This is a genomic window from Brevibacterium siliguriense (assembly GCF_900105315.1).
Lineage (GTDB): Bacteria > Actinomycetota > Actinomycetes > Actinomycetales > Brevibacteriaceae > Brevibacterium > Brevibacterium siliguriense.
Genome location: NZ_LT629766.1, coordinates 1,696,185 through 1,713,616, shown reverse-complemented (window position 1 = coordinate 1,713,616; position 17,432 = coordinate 1,696,185). Strand labels below are relative to the sequence as shown.

The 17,432-nt window shown below is 63.7% G+C and carries 15 protein-coding genes and 1 pseudogene; 11 read left to right on the top strand and 5 right to left on the bottom strand.

Translation table 11 applies throughout. The features are described 5' to 3' along the window. Positions 1-98: 98 nt before the first annotated feature. A complete protein-coding gene (locus BLU88_RS07490; RefSeq protein WP_092011964.1) occupies positions 99-1,325 on the top strand; it encodes a D-alanyl-D-alanine carboxypeptidase family protein in 1,227 nt (408 codons plus the stop codon). Between the two features lie 353 nt (positions 1,326-1,678). Beyond that, the gene (locus BLU88_RS18115; RefSeq protein ID WP_157689028.1) at positions 1,679-1,849 is read left to right on the top strand and encodes a hypothetical protein; all 171 of its coding nucleotides are present in this window, start codon (positions 1,679-1,681) and stop codon (positions 1,847-1,849) included. Between the two features lie 231 nt (positions 1,850-2,080). Here the strand turns inward: BLU88_RS18115 and nrdF are convergent, their stop codons facing one another. The 4 genes from nrdF to nrdH form a co-directional block, all read right to left on the bottom strand. Further along, positions 2,081-3,052, bottom strand: coding sequence for a class 1b ribonucleoside-diphosphate reductase subunit beta (gene nrdF / locus BLU88_RS07485; protein WP_062862062.1), 972 nt, complete (start codon positions 3,050-3,052; stop codon positions 2,081-2,083). Between the two features lie 145 nt (positions 3,053-3,197). Then, the gene (gene nrdE, locus BLU88_RS07480) at positions 3,198-5,324 is read right to left on the bottom strand and encodes a class 1b ribonucleoside-diphosphate reductase subunit alpha (RefSeq protein WP_092017293.1); all 2,127 of its coding nucleotides are present in this window, start codon (positions 5,322-5,324) and stop codon (positions 3,198-3,200) included. Positions 5,325-5,329: 5 nt separating this feature from the next. Then, complete coding sequence (gene nrdI, locus BLU88_RS07475; RefSeq protein WP_092017295.1) at positions 5,330-5,743, bottom strand: class Ib ribonucleoside-diphosphate reductase assembly flavoprotein NrdI; 414 nt, start codon at positions 5,741-5,743, stop codon at positions 5,330-5,332. A 2-nt stretch (positions 5,744-5,745) separates the two neighbouring features. Beyond that, positions 5,746-5,991: a glutaredoxin-like protein NrdH gene (nrdH, locus tag BLU88_RS07470; protein WP_025778731.1), complete on the bottom strand. Its 246-nt coding sequence runs from the start codon at positions 5,989-5,991 to the stop codon at positions 5,746-5,748. A 682-nt stretch (positions 5,992-6,673) separates the two neighbouring features. Between nrdH and BLU88_RS07465 the strand changes: the two are divergent. The 7 genes and pseudogenes from BLU88_RS07465 (at position 6,674) to BLU88_RS07435 (ending at position 13,130) form a co-directional block, all read left to right on the top strand. Beyond that, positions 6,674-7,668 (top strand): annotated as a pseudogene (locus BLU88_RS07465) (AAA family ATPase). Between the two features lie 12 nt (positions 7,669-7,680). After that, positions 7,681-8,565, top strand: coding sequence for a DUF58 domain-containing protein (locus tag BLU88_RS07460; RefSeq protein ID WP_092011959.1), 885 nt, complete (start codon positions 7,681-7,683; stop codon positions 8,563-8,565). After that, positions 8,552-9,004 (top strand): hypothetical protein, encoded by a 453-nt coding sequence (locus BLU88_RS07455; RefSeq protein ID WP_092011956.1) that lies wholly within the window; start codon positions 8,552-8,554, stop codon positions 9,002-9,004. Before BLU88_RS07460 ends, BLU88_RS07455 begins: the two co-directional genes overlap by 14 nt. After that, positions 8,995-9,969 (top strand): vWA domain-containing protein, encoded by a 975-nt coding sequence (locus BLU88_RS07450; protein ID WP_092011953.1) that lies wholly within the window; start codon positions 8,995-8,997, stop codon positions 9,967-9,969. The genes BLU88_RS07455 and BLU88_RS07450 overlap by 10 nt, the downstream gene beginning before the upstream one ends. Beyond that, entirely contained in the window at positions 9,966-11,138 is a 1,173-nt protein-coding gene (locus tag BLU88_RS07445) for a vWA domain-containing protein (RefSeq protein WP_092011950.1), read from the top strand. Before BLU88_RS07450 ends, BLU88_RS07445 begins: the two co-directional genes overlap by 4 nt. Continuing rightward, positions 11,135-11,917, top strand: a complete 783-nt coding sequence (locus BLU88_RS07440; RefSeq protein WP_092011947.1) for a tetratricopeptide repeat protein — start codon at positions 11,135-11,137, stop codon at positions 11,915-11,917. The genes BLU88_RS07445 and BLU88_RS07440 overlap by 4 nt, the downstream gene beginning before the upstream one ends. Positions 11,918-11,987: 70 nt before the next feature. Beyond that, a complete protein-coding gene (locus tag BLU88_RS07435) occupies positions 11,988-13,130 on the top strand; it encodes a histidinol-phosphate transaminase (protein ID WP_092011944.1) in 1,143 nt (380 codons plus the stop codon). Between the two features lie 54 nt (positions 13,131-13,184). On the opposite strand, the gene BLU88_RS07430 is transcribed toward BLU88_RS07435, so the two are convergent. Then, a complete protein-coding gene (locus tag BLU88_RS07430; RefSeq protein ID WP_092011941.1) occupies positions 13,185-14,606 on the bottom strand; it encodes a PucR family transcriptional regulator in 1,422 nt (473 codons plus the stop codon). Positions 14,607-14,751: 145 nt separating this feature from the next. On the opposite strand from BLU88_RS07430, the gene speB reads away from it, so the two are divergent. Beyond that, a complete protein-coding gene (speB, locus tag BLU88_RS07425; RefSeq protein ID WP_092011938.1) occupies positions 14,752-15,762 on the top strand; it encodes an agmatinase in 1,011 nt (336 codons plus the stop codon). Beyond that, the gene (locus BLU88_RS07420; RefSeq protein WP_092011935.1) at positions 15,763-17,415 is read left to right on the top strand and encodes a thiamine pyrophosphate-binding protein; all 1,653 of its coding nucleotides are present in this window, start codon (positions 15,763-15,765) and stop codon (positions 17,413-17,415) included. Positions 17,416-17,432: the final 17 nt, after the last annotated feature.

The window sequence follows — 17,432 nt, the reverse complement described above, 5'->3', positions numbered from 1 at the left end:
TCCGCTTCGGTGGGTGGTCGGGGTCGCCTCGGTGCTGGTTCGTCCCAGTGAGGAAAACCTGAGGACGAGCCGATGGGGGCGAAAGTAGACTGGTGCGCATGCGTTTCACCCGCTCGACCGCTTCCTCACCTCGGACTCTGCACCTGAGTGTCATCGGCATGGCTGCCGCAATGCTCATGCTCGCCGCCCAGCTCGTCCACTCCCCCGCTGCCGCGCAGGCGGTGCCTCAACCGGCGGAGTCGACGGCACCGGCGTACGTGAGTCCCGACGACCTCGGCGATGGGGCCAAGCCACCGAAGCCGACGGGCACCTCCTGGCTCGTGGGCGACCTCGACTCCGGCGAGCTGCATGTGGCGAAGAACGTCGAGAAGCGCCACGCTCCGGCGTCGACGATCAAGCTGCTCACGGCTCTGGCACTGGTCGACGAGTTCGATGACAAGAAGAAGAAGGTGACCGCCGAGTTCGAGGACATGCAAGTCGATGGGACGAAGGTCGGTCTCATGCAGACGAACAAGTACTCCATCGATCTGCTCTTCCACGCGATGCTGATGTCGAGCGCCAATGATGCGGCGAATGCTCTCGGTCGCGCAGCAGGCGGGCAGGCCAAGGCAGTGAAGCTGATGAATGAGAAGGCTGCGGAGCTGGGCATGTCGAACACGCAGGCGAAGAACACTTCGGGGCTGGATGCGAAAGGCCAGTACACGACCGCTGAGGACCTCATGAAGCTCGCGTGGGCGGTGTGCGAGGACGATTACCTGATGAAAGTCATCGGGACGGAGACGTTCAAGTTCCCGGGCGGGAAGAACCCGCAGACGAAAGAGAAATTCAAAGGCTACGAGATCCAGAACCACACGAAGATCGTCGGCCAGGTCGATGGCGGGCTGGGCCTGAAGAACGGGTTCACCCGGGCCGCGAAGGGCTCCTATGTGGCCGTGGCCGAACGCGATGGGCACCGCGTGGTCGCGACGATGCTCGGCATCGACAACAATTCCCGCCAAGTCGCCAAGGACCTGCTCGAATGGGAATTCGCCCAGAAGGACCCGAAATCGCTGCAGACCGTCCCCGTAGGGGTACAGGCCACCGCCGAGGCGGATCTCACCACCACCGGAAGCTCGAGTGATGCCGGCGGTGCCGAACCGGATTCCAGTGGAGCGGTGAGAGCTCAGGACTCAGACGAGTCGGAATCGTCGATGGCGACCCAGTCCGTCGGTGTGGCACTGGAGAATCCACTCGCGCTCGGTCTCCTGGCCGGCGGAGTCGTGCTGTTCGTCCTCACCGTGGTCCTGTGGTTGCGACTGCGAGCACGCATGCAGGGACGACGATAACCGAGCTCCAGGGTCGCCTCGGCGAGCGAGTCGGCGCAGGTGTCGGGGAGGCATTCGCGAACACAAGTCGCGATCTCTGACGTCGAATGGACAACTCGAGCATTGACGCGTTATGATTGTTTCTTGCGTTCGAAGTTGTCCGCATTCATCGAACCGATCGTTGCGTTGCTCCTGACGACAAGCTTTTGAAGTCGTAGGCCCCGATCGTGGTTCGACTTTGCAGATGAATGTTCCGGACACTGTGTCTCTTCGAATCGCAGATCCCCATGGCGATCACCCAATCGCCGTATTGAGAACCTGAAGAATAGCGTGCGTCGTTGCCTGCTATTCACAATTGAAGAAAGGAGGGAACCATGTCTGAGTTCCCACAGTGGGTCCAGCGCGGACTCGCCCACGCAGGAATGATCGATCCCCGGATCTGTCGTCAGGCTCCTGGCGAGATCACGATCGAAGATGCGACCGGCCGTATCGTGCTGTTCACCGGCACCTCGCTGCGTGAGATCACGCCGCTGGCCGCCGCCTGACCCAACATCGGTCACCATGATCTGCAGGGATCAGCACGGCCACATAGGGTCGGCCTGATCCGGACTGATTGACAGACGCCCACTTGCTGCCGGGTTTTACGCAGCGGGTGGGCGTCTGTCGTTCACGGCTGAGCCAGTCCCGGCGTCGCCTCGTCTCCGCTCATCAAGACGAAAGGCCCACCCGAGCGTATGTGCTCGAATGGGCCGTTTCGGTGTGTGTGGGACGAGGACTCAGAAGTCCCAGTCGTCGTCTTCGGTGTTCTCGGCCTTGCCGATGACGTAGGACGAACCCGATCCGGAGAAGAAGTCGTGATTCTCGTCGCTGCCGGGTGAGAGCGCCGCGAGGATCGCAGGATTGACCTTCGTGACCTCCTTGGGGAACATCGCCTCGTAGCCGAGGTTCATCAGCGCCTTGTTGGCGTTGTAGTGGAGGAACATCTTGCAGTCCTCCGACAGACCCACCGGATCGTAGATGTCGTGGGTGTAGGCGACCTCGTTCTCGTAGAGCTCGAACATGAGGTTCATGGTGTAGTCCTTGAGCTCCTGCTTGCGCTCCTCGGACTGCGACTCCAGACCCTTCTGGTACTTGTAGCCGATGTAGTAGCCGTGCACGGCCTCATCGCGGATGATCAGACGGATGAGATCCGCGGTGTTCGTGAGTTTGGCGTGCGCCGACCAGTACATGGGCAGGTAGAAGCCGGAGTAGAAGAGGAACGACTCGAGCAGCGTCGAAGCGACCTTGCGCTTGAGCGGATCGTCACCACGGTAGTAGCTGAGGATGATGTCTGCCTTGGACTGCAGGTACTTGTTCTCACGCGACCAGCGGAAGGCCTCATCGATCTCCTTCGTCGAGCACAGAGTCGAGAAGATCGAGGAGTACGACTTCGCATGCACGCTCTCCATGAACGCGATGTTCGTCAGCACTGCTTCTTCGTGCGGGGTCACCGCATCCGGGATGAGCGAGATCGCACCGACAGTGCCCTGGATCGTGTCGAGCAGCGTCAGACCGGTGAATACGCGCATCGTCAGCGTCTTCTCGTCATCGGTCAGCGTCGCCCACGACTGGATGTCGTTGCTCAGCGGGACCTTCTCCGGCAGCCAGAAGTTTCCGGTCAGGCGGTCCCAGACCTCGTCATCGATCGGATCGACGACGCGGTTCCAGTTGATGGCATCCACATGCGATGCCAGAGTCAGATTCTCCAACGCTTTCTCTCTTCCCAAAGTGCTGTTCGTCGTGAGTACGGAGTGTCTGCGCGGCAGACGAAAGTCATGTGTGCGAGGCCGACGGGTGCACGTGGCTCACACGAAGCCGGCGGACCGATTCACATCGGTCCGCCGATTCCATTGATCAGAGCATGCAGGAAACGCAGCCCTCGACCTCCGTGCCCTGCAGAGCGAGCTGCCGGAGCCGAATGTAGTAGATAGTCTTGATTCCCTTGCGCCAGGCGTAGATCTGCGCCTTGTTGATGTCACGAGTGGTGGCGGTGTCCATGAAGAACAGCGTCAGCGACAGCCCCTGGTCCACGTGCTTCGTGGCCTCGGCATACGTGTCGATGATCTTCTCGTAGCCGATCTCGTAGGCATCCTGGTAGTACTCGAGGTTCTCGTTGTCCATGAAGGGAGCAGGGTAGTACACGCGACCGACCTTGCCCTCCTTGCGGATTTCGATCTTCGAGGCCACCGGGTGGATCGACGAGGTCGAGTTATTGATGTACGAGATCGAACCGGTCGGCGGCACGGCCTGGAGGTTCTGGTTGTAGATGCCGTGCTCGGCCACTTGGGCCTTGAGCTCGCGCCAGTCGTCCTGCGTCGGGAGATGCACGCCCGCCTCGGAGAACAGTTCAGCCACACGAGCGGTGCGCGGCTGCCAGATCTCATCGGTGTATTTGTCGAAGTATTCGCCGGTGGCGTACTTCGACCGTTCGAAGCCGGCGAAGGTCTCACCGCGCTCCTTCGCGATCTCCATCGAGGCCCGCACGCAGTGGTAGGCAACGGTGTAGAAGTACATGTTCGTGAAGTCCAGGCCCTCATCGGAGCCGTAGTAGATGTGCTCCCGAGCCAGGTAGCCGTGGAGGTTCATCTGTCCCAGGCCGATGGCGTGCGACATGTCGTTGCCGCGTGCGATCGAAGGCACGGACTGGATGTTCGAGGTCTCGGCGACGGCAGTGAGTCCGCGGATCGCGGTCTCGATGGTCTGGCCGAAGTTGCTCGAGTCCATCGTCAGGGCGATGTTGAGCGAACCGAGGTTGCAGGAGATGTCCTTGCCGACGACGTCATAGCCGAGATCATCGTCGTATTTGCTGGGTTCGGAGACCTGGAGGATCTCCGAGCACAGATTGGACATGATGATCTTGCCGTCGATCGGGTTCGCCTTGTTGACGGTGTCCTCGAACATCACGTACGGGTAACCGGACTCGAACTGGATCTCTGCCAGAGTCTGGAAGAACTCACGCGCGTTGATCTTCTTCTTCTTGATCGCGGCATTGTCGACCATCTCCGTGTACTTCTCGGTGACATTGATGTCGGAGAAGGGCACACCGTAGACACGCTCAACGTCGTAGGGGCTGAAGAGGTACATGTCCTCGTTGCGCTTGGCCAGTTCGAAGGTGATGTCCGGGATCACGACGCCCAGGGACAGGGTCTTGATCCGGATCTTCTCATCGGCGTTCTCGCGCTTGGTGTCGAGGAAGTTGTAGATGTCGGGGTGGTGGGCGTGCAGGTACACGGCACCGGCACCCTGGCGGGCTCCGAGCTGGTTGGCGTAGGAGAACGAGTCTTCGAGCAGCTTCATGACGGGGATGACGCCGGAGGACTGGTTCTCGATCTTCTTGATCGGGGCGCCGGACTCGCGGATGTTCGTCAGCGCGAAGGCCACACCACCGCCGCGCTTGGACAGCTGCAGAGCGGAGTTGATGGAACGGCCGATCGACTCCATATTGTCTTCGATGCGCAGCAGGAAGCAGGAGACGAGTTCACCGCGCTGCCTCTTTCCGGCGTTGAGGAACGTCGGGGTGGCCGGCTGGAAGCGACCGGAGATGATCTCGTCAACGAGCTGGGTGGCCAGCGTCTCGTCGCCGCGCGCCAGGAAGAGAGCGACCATGACGACGCGGTCCTCGAAGCGTTCGAGGTAGCGCTTTCCATCGAAGGTCTTCAGCGTGTAGGAGGTGTAGAACTTGAAGGCGCCGAGGAAGGTCTGGAAGCGGAACTTCTGATCGTAGGCGCGCGTCGACAGCTGCTCGATGAACTCGAAGGAGTACTGCTCGAGGACCTCGGGCTCGTAGTAGTCCTTCTCGACGAGGTAGTCGAGCTTCTCCTTGAGGTTGTGGAAGAAGACGGTGTTGTTGTTCACGTGCTGCAGGAAGTACTGCCGGGCTGCCTGCTTGTCACGTTCGAACTGGATCCTGCCGTCCTCGTCGTACAGGTTCAGCATCGCGTTGAGCGCGTGGTAATCCAGATCCGTCTCTTCGCGGATGATGTCCTCTACATTGCGGTCTTCAGCGAGCTCGCGCACAGTTTGTCCAATCCTTGGTTAACAGCGTCGACATCCTCCTGAGTGCCCAGGAGTTCGACTCGATACATGAGGGGTACTTGACACTTCGCCGCGACTTTGAAGGCCGCGCGGCAGAAGTCCTCGCCGAAGTTCGTGTTTCCGGCGCCGATGACACCGATCAGATGGCGTCGGTTGTCTTCGACATTGAGGAATTTGATGACTTGTTTGGGAACGGCCCCGCGATTGCGACCGGCCCCATAGGTGGGGGTGACGAGGACGAATGGCTCGTCCACTCGCAGCGTCGGCTCCTTGGTCAACGTCGGCAGCCGCACTGCCGGGTGCCGCAGCTTCGCGACGAAGCGGTGCGTGTACTCGGAGTTGGCAGAGAAGTAGACCAGCAGCATTGTCAGGCCACGACGGACGCAGACTGTTCGCCGGTCAGGGTGGCGATCTTGTCCGGACGGAAGCCCGACCAGTGATCGTTGTCGGTGACGACGACGGGAGCCTGCATGTAGCCCATGGCCTTGACGACGTCGAGGGCGTTCTCGTCGACGCTGAGATCGACCGACTTGTACTTCAGGCCCTTGGCGTCGAGAGCACGGTAGGTGGCGTTGCACTGGACGCAAGCTGGCTTGGTGTACACGGTGATCATGACGACTCCTTCATTCTGCTGTGCAGTTCGGCATTCTGATGGCTGTGACCGTGTCCCGTCAACTGCCCGATCATGATGAAAATCACGGCGCGCAGGCTCAGGGGTGACCACTAGATGTTGTGTTCGGGTTAGACCTTACCCCTATATCCAGTGTTACACCAGTGTCATTTGAAGGTTCCACACCCTGTGTCCTCACCGTCCACAATCGTCCACAGGCTGTGAACGACACTCGTGTAGTTCCATCACCTGCGCGGACGCTGGCATCAGCGGCTTTCAGGCCGATTCTCGGTCCGTTCTCCGCAGACGTTTTCCACCTCTGTCCACAGGAAAAATTTTTGCCTGTGGGCATGTCGCGGAACCCTCGACCGACGGTTCCGAACCACAGCATGCGGTGCCGATCACGTCGAGGCGGAGGCGAGCGTCACAGCACCTCCTCCCAATCCGTCATCGGTCCCATCGACGCTACAGCCCGGTCCTGACATGAGGTGGCCCCGTCGTGAACGGAGGGTGGAGAACGGACTCAGCGGGACGCCGCGCTCAAGTGTGTCAGCACTGCAACGTTCTCGGCTGTTCCGCGTCAGTGCCAGCCAATATGCTGGAGACCACAGAGACACACCGCACTGCGAGGTCGAAAGACCGCAGCGGCACCGAGACACCAGTGACACCGAGAGACTGAGGGACCATGACGGCAACGGCACCGGCGAACACGCAGGAGATCGCACATGCGCAGACGATCCTCAAGGCCCTGGAGTCCTATCTCGACCATTTCGTCGTCGGGCAGCAGCGGCTGCGCGAATCCCTGCTCATCGGGCTCCTTTCAAGCGGTCACCTGCTGTTGGAGAGCGTGCCTGGACTGGCGAAGACCACGGCGGCTGCCGCTCTGGCCAATGCAGTGGACGGAAGGTTCTCCCGCATCCAGTGCACCCCGGATCTGCTGCCGGCCGACATCATCGGCTCGCAGATCTACAACGCGCACGAAGGCTCGTTCAACACCGTGCTCGGTCCCGTGCATGCGAACATCGTCCTCCTCGACGAGATCAACCGGTCATCGGCGAAGACCCAGTCGGCGATGCTTGAGGCCATGCAGGAGAAGCAGACGACGATCGGCGGCAAACGCTTCGAACTCCCCCGCCCCTTCCTCGTCATGGCCACTCAGAACCCGATCGAGCAGGAGGGCACCTACCAGTTGCCCGAGGCCCAGCTCGACCGGTTCATGATCAAGGATCTGCTCACCCATCCGAACCCCGGCGAAGAGGTCGAGATCCTCTCCCGTCTCGACTCCGGGGTCTTCGACAAGGACTCGGTGCCCGATCCGGCCTGCACTCTCGACGATGTCGTGACCATGCAGCGCTACGCCGGCACCGTCTACATCGATCCCGCCATCACCCGATACCTCGTCGAGCTCGTCCATGCCACCCGCAATACTACGAAGTACCTCGGCCGTTTCGCCCCGTTCATCGAATACGGGGCCAGCCCGCGTGCCTCCATCGCGTTCACGAACGCCGGCCGGGCGCTGGCAATGATCCGCGGCCGCAACTACGTCATCCCGAAGACATCAAGGACCTCGCCCACCGCGTGCTGGCACACCGCATCCAGCTCAACTTCGAAGCCGCCGCCGAGAACATCACGAGCACCCAGATCGTCGATGCCCTCCTCATGGCCGTGCCCACCCCCTGATCGGCGATACCGATGACTGTCCTGCTCAATCGCATCAAGGCGCGGATGACCATCCACGCCCACAGGCGGACCCGGCGCCTCCTCGACGGCGACTACTCCTCGGTCTTCCACGGCCACAGCCTCGACTTCGATGATCTGCGCGACTACATCCCCGGTGACGAGATCCGCGACATCGATTGGAAAGCCACGGCCCGACACACCGAGCCTCTGGTCAAACGCTATGTCGCCCACCGCCGGCACATTCTCGGCCTGGTCGTCGACACTTCCAGGAACTTCGACGCCGTCACCTCCGCCGGAGCAGACAAACGCCATCTGGCCATCCTCATGGCCGGGATGGTCGGCTACCTCGCCGTCCGCCACGCCGACGACGTCATGCTCATCCACGGACACGCCGACCACACCACCGCCTCTCCGCGGAAAGGCAGCGAAGCCCACCTCGAGCACCTCCTGCAGCAGATCCTCGCAGAATCCGGCAGCAATTCCCCCGGGTCGATCAACACCCAGCTGCAGTGGATCACCAGCCATATCAACCATCGGATGCTGTTGGTCGTCATCTCCGACCAGGCTCCCCTGGGCCCAGAGGCCGAAGCGACGATCCGACGGCTGCGCGCCCAACACGAGGTCCTGTGGATCACGATCACCGACGCGGACCTCGCAGGGCTCCCGGCCGCCTCGGCGCCCTTCGACGTCGCCCGTCCCGAACACGGACTGCCGACCTCGGTGATGACGAAGCCCGAGGTCAGACACGAGTTCGCCCTCGCCGAGGCGGCCCGCCGTCAACAGCGCATCGACCTTCTCGCCAAACTGGGGATCGCCCACATCGACATCGATCATCCGAAGTCGGCCCTCGAACGGCTGCACACCCTTCTGCTGAGGCACCGTCGTGGGCCCCGCTGAGCTCATCGGGCCGCTGGAGGTCTCACCGGCGTGGTACGTGGCAGCCTGCTTCGTGCTGCTGCTGACGCTCGGGAACTTCTTCGCCCCGCTCTTCCGTGCCGCGGCCGGGGCCACCGGATCGGCGGGACCGCGCATCCCGATACCTGTGCGCAGCACCTACTTCTCCCGCATCAGCGCGGTGGAGAAGGGATTGAGCACCGATGCCGCGGACGTGCGCGAATCGGCACAGCAGCTGGCGACGATCGTGCGCGAGTTCGCTCATGATGCGTGGGGAGTCAAAGCCGAACATCTGACGTACCGTGATGCGACCGTCGCCGGTCTCGACGACCTCGCCGACTGCCTGCTCGGCCTCTATGAAGCGGAGTTCGCCGAAACCGAACCGGCCGGTCTGCAGCCGCAGATCGCCGAAGCTCGGAAGTTGGTGGCGCGATGGTCCTGATGTTCTGGTGGCTGGCACTCATCCTGCTGGTCCTCGCCGCGGCCGCTGTGTTCTGGTTCCGCCGTCCGAAGTCGACGGAGTCCTCGCTGGCCGTGGCTCACAGCGGACGGATGACGAACCTGCCGAGCTTCCGCAGAGCCATGCGCAGACGGTTGGTGACCACGGTCGCCCTCCTCGGGGTCGTCGTTCTCACCGGGCTGTCCGCTCTGGCGGGAATCGCCCGTCCGGCCTGGGTCGAGACCGTCAACCCGGAGCGGAAGATGCGCGACGTCATGCTCTGTCTCGACGTATCCGGGTCGATGCTCGGCTACGATGCCGATCTGCTCGAGTCCTATCAGGAGCTCGTCGACCGCTTCGACGGCGAACGCATCGGCTTGACTGTGTTCAACGCCACCGCGGTCTCAGCGTTCCCACTCACCGACGACTACGGCATGGTCCAGAACTACCTCGCCGAAGCCGAGGAGGGATTCCGCACCTGGGGCGCCGAGGGCACCGACTACTCATGGTCGACCTCGCCGCCGAACATCGGCGGATCCTCACTCATCGGCGACGGGCTCGTGAGCTGCGTCGACAACTTCGACCGTCAGGACGAGGACCGATCCCGGTCGATCATCTTCGCCACGGACAATATGCTCGCCGGAGAGCCGCTGTTCGAACTCAATGAGGCCGCCGATATCGCCGTCGACGCGAAGGTCCGCGTCTACAGCCTCTCCCCGCCCTCGGTGCTGACGACCACCCAGACGAAGGAGCTGCGTTCCGTGTCCGACCGCACCGGAGGCGAACAGTTCGACATGGGCTCGGCCTCGACGATCGACCGCATCGTCGAGGAGATCCAGAGTCAGGAAGCGGCGAACACCCCAGGACGGTCGTACACGGTCGTCCACGATATGCCGGTGATTCCGCTCGGAATCGCCGTCTTCGGCCTCGCCGGTGTGTTCGTGCTGGCTTGGAGGACGAAATCATGATCTTCGATCCCGTCTTCACCTGGTTCGGCTGGGGCTTCATCGTCCTCGCCTTGCTCACTGTGTGCATCATCCCGGCCATCCGCGGCGACGGAGCACGCTGGAAGTGGTTTGCCCGCCTGGGTGTCGTCGCCCTGCTCGCGCTCGCTCTGGCACGCCCCGGCGTCCCCATCAAATCCTCGACCGAAGAGTACGAGGCACGAGCCGATGTGTACTTCGTCGTCGACGTCACGACGTCGATGGCCGCCGAGGACTTCGACGGGGACAAGACGCGCCTCGAGGGGGTCAAAGAGGACATGCTCGAGCTCGCCGATGCCTTCCCCGGCACCCGGCTGAGCATCATCACCTTCGCCTCGACCGCAGCCACCGTGATGCCGCTGACGACCGATCACGCCGCCTTCGCCTCCGCCGTCGACGTCCTCGAACCCGAGTCGTCCATGAACTCCCGGGGATCATCGATCACCGAGGCCGGTGAGGAGCTCGATAAGCGGATGACCTCGAACGATGAGGATCGCCCGGAGAACAAGAACGTCGTGTTCTACTTCGGCGACGGTGAGCAGACCGTGTCGGAATCCCCGGAATCATGGTCGTCTTTCGCCTCGCGCTTGGACAGCGGAGCCGTCTTCGGATACGGCACCGAACAGGGTGGGAAGATGCGCGACAGCCAGCCGTTCGGCTACGGGTCCGGTGTCGGAAATCCCGGCAATGCCCCGGGAATCGGCGACCCCGATGATCCCGATGACGATCAGGCACCGCCCGAATACATCCAGGACCGCGACGGCAATCCGGGGATCTCGAAGATCGACGAAGGCAACCTGCGCACGATCGCATCGGACCTCGGCGTCGACTATCACCACCGCAACGGAAAGGGCGCGATCTCCAGCGTCTACACCGCTCCGAAATATGATCAGGCTCTGGTGAAGAAGGACGGCCGGGTCACCGTCGACGAATACTATTGGGTCCCGCTCATCCTCGTCTTCGCGTGGATCGCCGTGGAACTCGTCTTCGGCGTCCGCGAATACCTTCGCCTCAAGGCGATCATCCCGAAGCGCCCTCGCCGAGGCGGCCCGCCCGGACCGTACGGTCCCGGTGGTCCAGCCGGTCCCGGTGGTCCGGTTCCCTACCAGCCAGTGCCTCAGCAGGGCATGCCCCACCAGGGAGGTCCGCGATGAACCGTGTGAAGACCCTGTGGTCACGGCTGCGCCGGATCACGAAGATCAACCTCATCCTCGGCACCGTCTTCGCTCTGCTGTTCGGCTATATCGCGATGGCCACGTACTTCGGAACCGCCTCCCAGGTCCGATACACCTCGAATGACTTCCCCGGTGCGAAGAAGGCGGCGTCGGCGTTCCTTCGGGTCAGCCCGTTCCAACGCCATATCGGCTACTTCAATCGCGGCACCGCCGAGGCGGCCGTCGGCGATTTCGATGCTGCCCAGACCGATCTCGAATCCGCATTGGAGATCGCTCCGACCTCGGCAGAATGCGCGGTGCGGATCAATCTGTCCTATGTCTATGAGAAGCAGGCAGATCAGATCGCTTCACAGGATCCCGACCAGTCGCAGGAACTCTACGACCGTTCGCTGAAGACCCTTGAGGACGCGCCCGAGGAATGCCAGCCGAAGAAGAGCGAAGAGAAGCAGAAGAGCAGCCAGGCCAAGGAGCGCGTCGAGGACAAGAAGCAGGGTGAGAAAACCAAGGAGGACGGCACCGACGACAGCGAGTCCGATGACAAAGAGTCGCAGGACCAGGATTCCGAGGACAAGAAGTCCTCGGGAGACGACGGCAAGGAGTCCGGCGAGGAGGAGAAGCCGGACGATTCCTCAGGCAAGTCCGAACGAGAGAAGAAGCGTGACGAGCTGGAGAAGCGCCGCGAGGACTCCGAACGGCACCAGCGTCAGCAGGGCCCCGGCGGCGACGGAGGCCGGTCGACTCCGGAGAAGCCCTGGTGATCGACCGAGCTGGGACCTGATCCCACCGGCGGGTGGCGGCGGCGGTGATCGCCTGTGGCATCATGAGTCCATGAACGACTCCGCCGCCTCAGATTCTGTCCCCTCTTCCGCTTCGGTATCTGGCGCCTGTGCAGCTTCGCCGAGACTGCGAGGCGCTCTGGAGACGTTCCCGCCCTATATTCCGGGCAAACCTCCTCGTCAGGTAGAGGGCCTGGAGCCATTCAAGCTCTCCTCGAATGAGAACTTTCTGCCTCCGCTTCCGGCCGTCCTCGACGCCATGGTCGCTCATGCGACGAACCCCGCCCTCTACCCCGACGATGCGGCACTGGCCCTGCGTCAGGGACTGTCCGACCGCCTCGGTGTCGGGCTGGATCAGCTCATCGTCACCACCGGTGCCAGCGAACTGCTTGTCGCTCTGACTCAGATCACTTCGGACACCACTACCGAGGCGATCTATCCGTGGCCGTCGTTCGAGATGTATCCACAGACCACCGGACTCGTCGGCTCCACCCGCCACGAGGTGCCGCTGACGGCAGACGGCCGCCACGACCTCGACGCCATGGCTGAGGCGATCACCGATCGCACAAGCTTCATCATCCTCTGCTCCCCGAACAACCCGACCGGTCCGGTGCTGCGCGATGACGAAGTCCGCACCTTCCTCGACAAGGTGCCGTCCCACGTCCTCGTCGCTCTCGACGAAGCGTACTGGGAGTTCGCCACAGCACCCGGTCGAGCCGATGGACTCAGCCTCGTTCGGGACTACCCGAACCTCGTTCTGCTCCGCACCTTCTCCAAGGCGCACGGACTCGCCGGGCTGCGCGTAGGCTACGCCGTCGCCCACCCGCCCGTCATCGAGGGCCTCCTCAAGGCCGTCATCCCCTTCGGCGTCACCGACCTCAGCCAGGCCGCCGCTCTCGAATCCCTCAAACACTGGGACGAAGTGCTCGACCGGGCAGCCCGCATCGGGCAGACTCGTGACACCTTCGCAGCTGCACTGCGGGAACAGGGCTGGGATGTGCCCGAAGCACAGGCGAACTATGTCTGGCTGCCGCTCGGGGAGAAATCGGATGCCTTCGAAGATGCATGCGTCGAACAGGCTGTGGCGGTGCGCAACCTCGGTGACGGTGTGCGCATCAGCATCGGCGAGGACGACGCCCTCGCCCGGGTGCTTGAGATCGCCGAACGCTTTCGCTTCGAACACTTCGAGAAGTAGTCAGCGAACACAGCCGCGCCGACCACCGGGCCGCACGGTCGGCGAGAGGTGCACCTAGATTTCGGCGAGCTCGAGAGCCAACGACACCGCCTGCAGCGTCTCGGCGCGGGAGAGGTCGCGGCCGAGCAGCGTTTCGATCTTCGCCAACCGCGCCCGCACCGTGTGCCGATGGATGCCCAACTGGGCGGCAATGCGCTCCCGTGTTCCAGACTCGGCGATATAGGTCCGCAGAGTCTCCAACAGCTCCTGACCGCCGCGTGCCCGGAAGAGTTCTCCGAGGACCCGATCGACGAACCGGTCGGCGGCCTCCTCATCGACCGCCGACAGCAGCGCCCTGACCTCGGAGGCCTCAGATTCGTGCTGCGTCCGCCACAGCATCCACGTGTGATGGAGCTGCCCCAAGGGCGGTCTCTTCTCCGCGAGCTCATCCAGGCCAGCGACCTCGGCGGCCGTCGTCACCAACGCATCGAGCCCCCGCTCTCGCGCGCCGATGACCCCGAGGAGCGAACCGGTGCGAGTATGCAGACTCCCGCCGACGATGTCGGAGATGAGGCGTTCGGCGAGGTCCCCGCGGACTCCCCCGAAGATGCGCATCCCCACCGTCGCCACCGGCGCCAGCCCTGTCGCCCGTGTCCACTCCCCGCGCGCTTCGTCTTCGCTCAGATCAGCCTCGAAGAGCAGCGCCCGACCAGATGGAACGGGCAGATCTGCCAGCGACATCGCCAACAGCGCCGAGGCGGTCGACAGCAGCAGGGCACGCGTCTTCGGAGATCCTGCCACCTCGGCGGGAGTGAGGATCCATCCGAGCGGACGGTCACCCCCTATCGGTACGGCCTCGACGATCCGCGAGACCGTGCGGATCAGGCGGGGCCCCGCAGTCGGTTTCGCCGATTCCTCGATGAGCGCCGAACGCACGTCGTCCTCGGCATCCTCTCCGCTCAGCGCTCTGCCGGTGGGCGAGACGAACCGGACCGGCGCCTTCAGCGTCTCCGCCAGGTCGGTCACGAGAGCCGCGGGCCCCCGTGCGGCCAACGCGGTCGCGAAACGGCGAGCGGCACTGCTCGCCCGGGTCAGCTCTCTGTTGGTCTCGGCCTCACGCATCCGGGTGAAGGCATCGACGACGGCGACGAACGGAACGGGCTCGGGGACCCCGAACAGCGCCAGACCCGCCTCTTCTGCGGCGGCGACGAGCCCCGGTGGGACCTGCTGCCACGGCAGGTCGGAGCCCAGACCGATGCCGAGTGCATGAACGCCGACGGCCTTGAGCCGCCGCACATAGTCCCTGACCGTCTCCCCGCTGAGGTCCTGACCGACCCCGATCGTCAGCAGCACCTCACCGCCGGCCAGCCATTCGTCGACCTCCGGCAGCTCAGAGGAGTGGACGATCGTGACATTCTGTTCCGCTGCGGTGGCCGAATCGACGATGACCTCGAGCGCGAGTTCTGTGCGTGACCAGATCTGTTCCAAGGTGACCATGCACCCGATTCTATCCATCTTGTATAGCGGTGGTTCCAAATAGTCCCATTTGGATATCGGTGTTGTGTGAGCCACGTCCTAGGCTGGGCAAACAGCCTCCGGCCCGTCCGGGTCGGGTCAGCCGCAACGACGAAGGAGCAAGCCAGTGACGTCTCAGCCGCTCGGCCCAGCCGACTACAGCAAGACACCCCGCTACGCAGGACCCCCGACGTTCGGACTGCTGCCGCGCATCGATGAAGTCGAAGCCGAGCGTCCCGGTGAGAAGATCGACGTCAAGGTCATCGGCATCCCCTTCGACGCCGGTGTCAGCTATCGTCCCGGCGCCCGCTTCGGACCCGCTCACATCCGCCAGTCCTCGAAGCTGCTGCGCCCCTACAACCAGGCGACGAACGTCCACCCGTTCAGCTGGCAGCAGGTCGCCGACTGCGGTGACCTCGGCGTCAATCCCTTCGACATCGAAGAGGCGATCACCACCGTCGAAGCCAACGCAGACGCCCTGCGCGCCGACGGAGCCAAGCTGCTCACTCTCGGCGGAGACCACACCCTGGCCCTGCCGAACCTGCGTTCCCTGCACAAGACGCACGGGAAGATCGCCGTCCTCCACTTCGACGCTCACCTCGATACCTGGGACACCTATTTCGGTGCCCCCTACACGCACGGCACGCCTTTCCGTCGCGCCAGCGAAGAGGGGCTGATCGATATGACCTCGTCGATGCACATCGGCATCCGCGGTCCCCTCTACGGACAGAAGGACCTCGAGGACGACGAGGTGCTCGGCTTCCAGATCATCCGCAGCGACGAATACCAATTCACCTCGGTCGCCGACGTCGTCGCCCGCATGCGCAAGCGCCTCGGCGATGCCCCGGTCTACATCTCCGTCGACATCGACGTCCTCGATCCCGCGGCCGCTCCCGGCACCGGCACCCCCGAGGCCGGCGGGATGACCAGCCGCGAGCTGCTCAATTCGATCCGTGGGCTCCAGGGCCTCAACGTCGTCGGCGGCGAGATCGTCGAGGTCGCCCCCGCCTACGACCATGCCGAGGTCACCGGACTCGCCGCCGCCCATGTCGGCTACGAGATTCTGTCCCTGTGGGCGGCGGAGAACAACGGAATCACGGCGCCCTCCGGCCCGTCCGGCAGTGCCCTGGGTATCTGAATGAGCACCGAACTCATTGTCCGCAACGGCGGTCGTGCTGTGGTGGCGACCCTCGCCGCCCACGGTGTCGATACGATCTTCGGCATCCCCGGCACACACAATCTCGAGTTCTATCGGCATCTGCCTGAGTTCGGGATCCGCGCCGTGACTCCTCGTCACGAGCAGGGAGCCGGCTACGGTGCCGACGGGTACTTCCTCGTCTCCGGCAAACCCGGGGTCGTCATCACGACCTCGGGGCCGGGGCTGACGAATGTCCTCACCGCCGCCGCAACCGCCTATGCCGAATCCCGCCCGATGCTCATCCTCTCCCCCGGTGTGCCCACCGGGTTCGAGCGCGCCGACGTCGGAATGCTGCACGAGACGAAGGACTCCTCCGGAGCGGTGGGACGTCTGCTCGTGTCCTCCCAGCGCACTCGCACCGCCGAAGGCGCCGCACAGGCCGTCGCCGAGGCGTTCGCCATGTTCGACTCGGCCCGTCCCGGGCCCGTGCACATCGAGGTTCCCCTCGACGTTCTCGAGGGAGCCTGGAACGGCAGCGTTCCGGTCCCGTTCACGGGCCGTCGCCCCGGACTCGATGACCATGTCGTGACCCGCGCCGCCGAGGCGATCGGTTCGGCGAAGCGTCCGATGGTCATCGCCGGCGGCGGTGCCAGAAGAGCCCACGCCGAGGTGGCTCGTCTCGTCGAGGCCCTCGACGCTCCCCTGGCGACGACGGCCAACGGCAAGGGCATCGTGTCCGAGACCCATCCGCTGTCGCTGGGTTCGAACGTGCGCTTCCCCAGCGTGCAGGCGGAGTCCGCGGCCGCCGATGTGCTCATCGTGCTCGGGTCCGAACTGGCCGACTCGGATCTGTGGGGCGGAGTCATCGGTGCCCAGACGCGCATCGGTGTGCGTGACGAGGCCGCCCGGCAGACCGTCATCCGCTGCGATATCGACCCCGACCAGCTGAACAAGAATCTGCCCGGAGACATCCTCGCCTGCGCGGACACCGGCGAATTCCTCACCGCGCTCATGAGCGCGCTCGAGTCCGAATCGGCCACCGCCGCCTCGGCGAAGGAATCCGGGTCCGAACGGGTCGCCCGGATCAGGGAGAGCTGGGCCACCGATTTCGACTTCGAAGCGATCGGAGCCCGGGTCACCCGGCTCGTCGAAGACGGTGCCGGATCGAACGTCGTCATCTCCGGTGACTCCTCGCAGGTCACCTACGACGGCACGGTGCACGCGCTGACGGCGAGCACGCCCGACCAGCTGCTCTACATGCCCGGATTCGCAACCCTGGGCTACGGCATTCCGGCCGCGCTCGGGGCGAAGCTCGCCGATCCTGCGCGTCCGGTCGTGTGCATCCTCGGCGACGGTGCGGCCATGTTCTCCATCCAGGAGCTCATGACCGCGGCCGAGCTGGGACTGGGCATTCCCTTCGTCGTCGTCGACAACGGCGGCTACGCGGAGATCGAAGGGCAGATGGTCGACCGCGACATCGAACCCTTCGCCGTCAGGCTCGCCCGTCCGGACTTCGCGAAGCTCGGAGCGTCCATGGGTGGGGCCGGGGTGACGATCGCCGAGGCGGACATCGATTCCGCTCTGCCTGCGGCCATCGCTGAGGCCCTCGATCGCACCGTGCCCACCGCCATTCACATCACCGTCGGTCACTGAGCCGATCCAACAGAAAG

Coding starts and splice junctions, on each gene's coding strand:
- BLU88_RS07445 (WP_092011950.1), top strand. CDS start 9,966: ATGATCTTCGATCCCGTCTTCACCTGGTTCGGCTGGGGCTTCATCGTC.
- nrdI (WP_092017295.1), bottom strand. CDS start 5,743: ATGCTGCTGGTCTACTTCTCTGCCAACTCCGAGTACACGCACCGCTTC.
- BLU88_RS07430 (WP_092011941.1), bottom strand. CDS start 14,606: ATGGTCACCTTGGAACAGATCTGGTCACGCACAGAACTCGCGCTCGAG.
- BLU88_RS07490 (WP_092011964.1), top strand. CDS start 99: ATGCGTTTCACCCGCTCGACCGCTTCCTCACCTCGGACTCTGCACCTG.
- BLU88_RS07450 (WP_092011953.1), top strand. CDS start 8,995: ATGGTCCTGATGTTCTGGTGGCTGGCACTCATCCTGCTGGTCCTCGCC.
- BLU88_RS18115 (WP_157689028.1), top strand. CDS start 1,679: ATGTCTGAGTTCCCACAGTGGGTCCAGCGCGGACTCGCCCACGCAGGA.
- BLU88_RS07420 (WP_092011935.1), top strand. CDS start 15,763: ATGAGCACCGAACTCATTGTCCGCAACGGCGGTCGTGCTGTGGTGGCG.
- BLU88_RS07440 (WP_092011947.1), top strand. CDS start 11,135: ATGAACCGTGTGAAGACCCTGTGGTCACGGCTGCGCCGGATCACGAAG.
- BLU88_RS07460 (WP_092011959.1), top strand. CDS start 7,681: ATGACTGTCCTGCTCAATCGCATCAAGGCGCGGATGACCATCCACGCC.
- nrdH (WP_025778731.1), bottom strand. CDS start 5,991: ATGATCACCGTGTACACCAAGCCAGCTTGCGTCCAGTGCAACGCCACC.
- BLU88_RS07435 (WP_092011944.1), top strand. CDS start 11,988: ATGAACGACTCCGCCGCCTCAGATTCTGTCCCCTCTTCCGCTTCGGTA.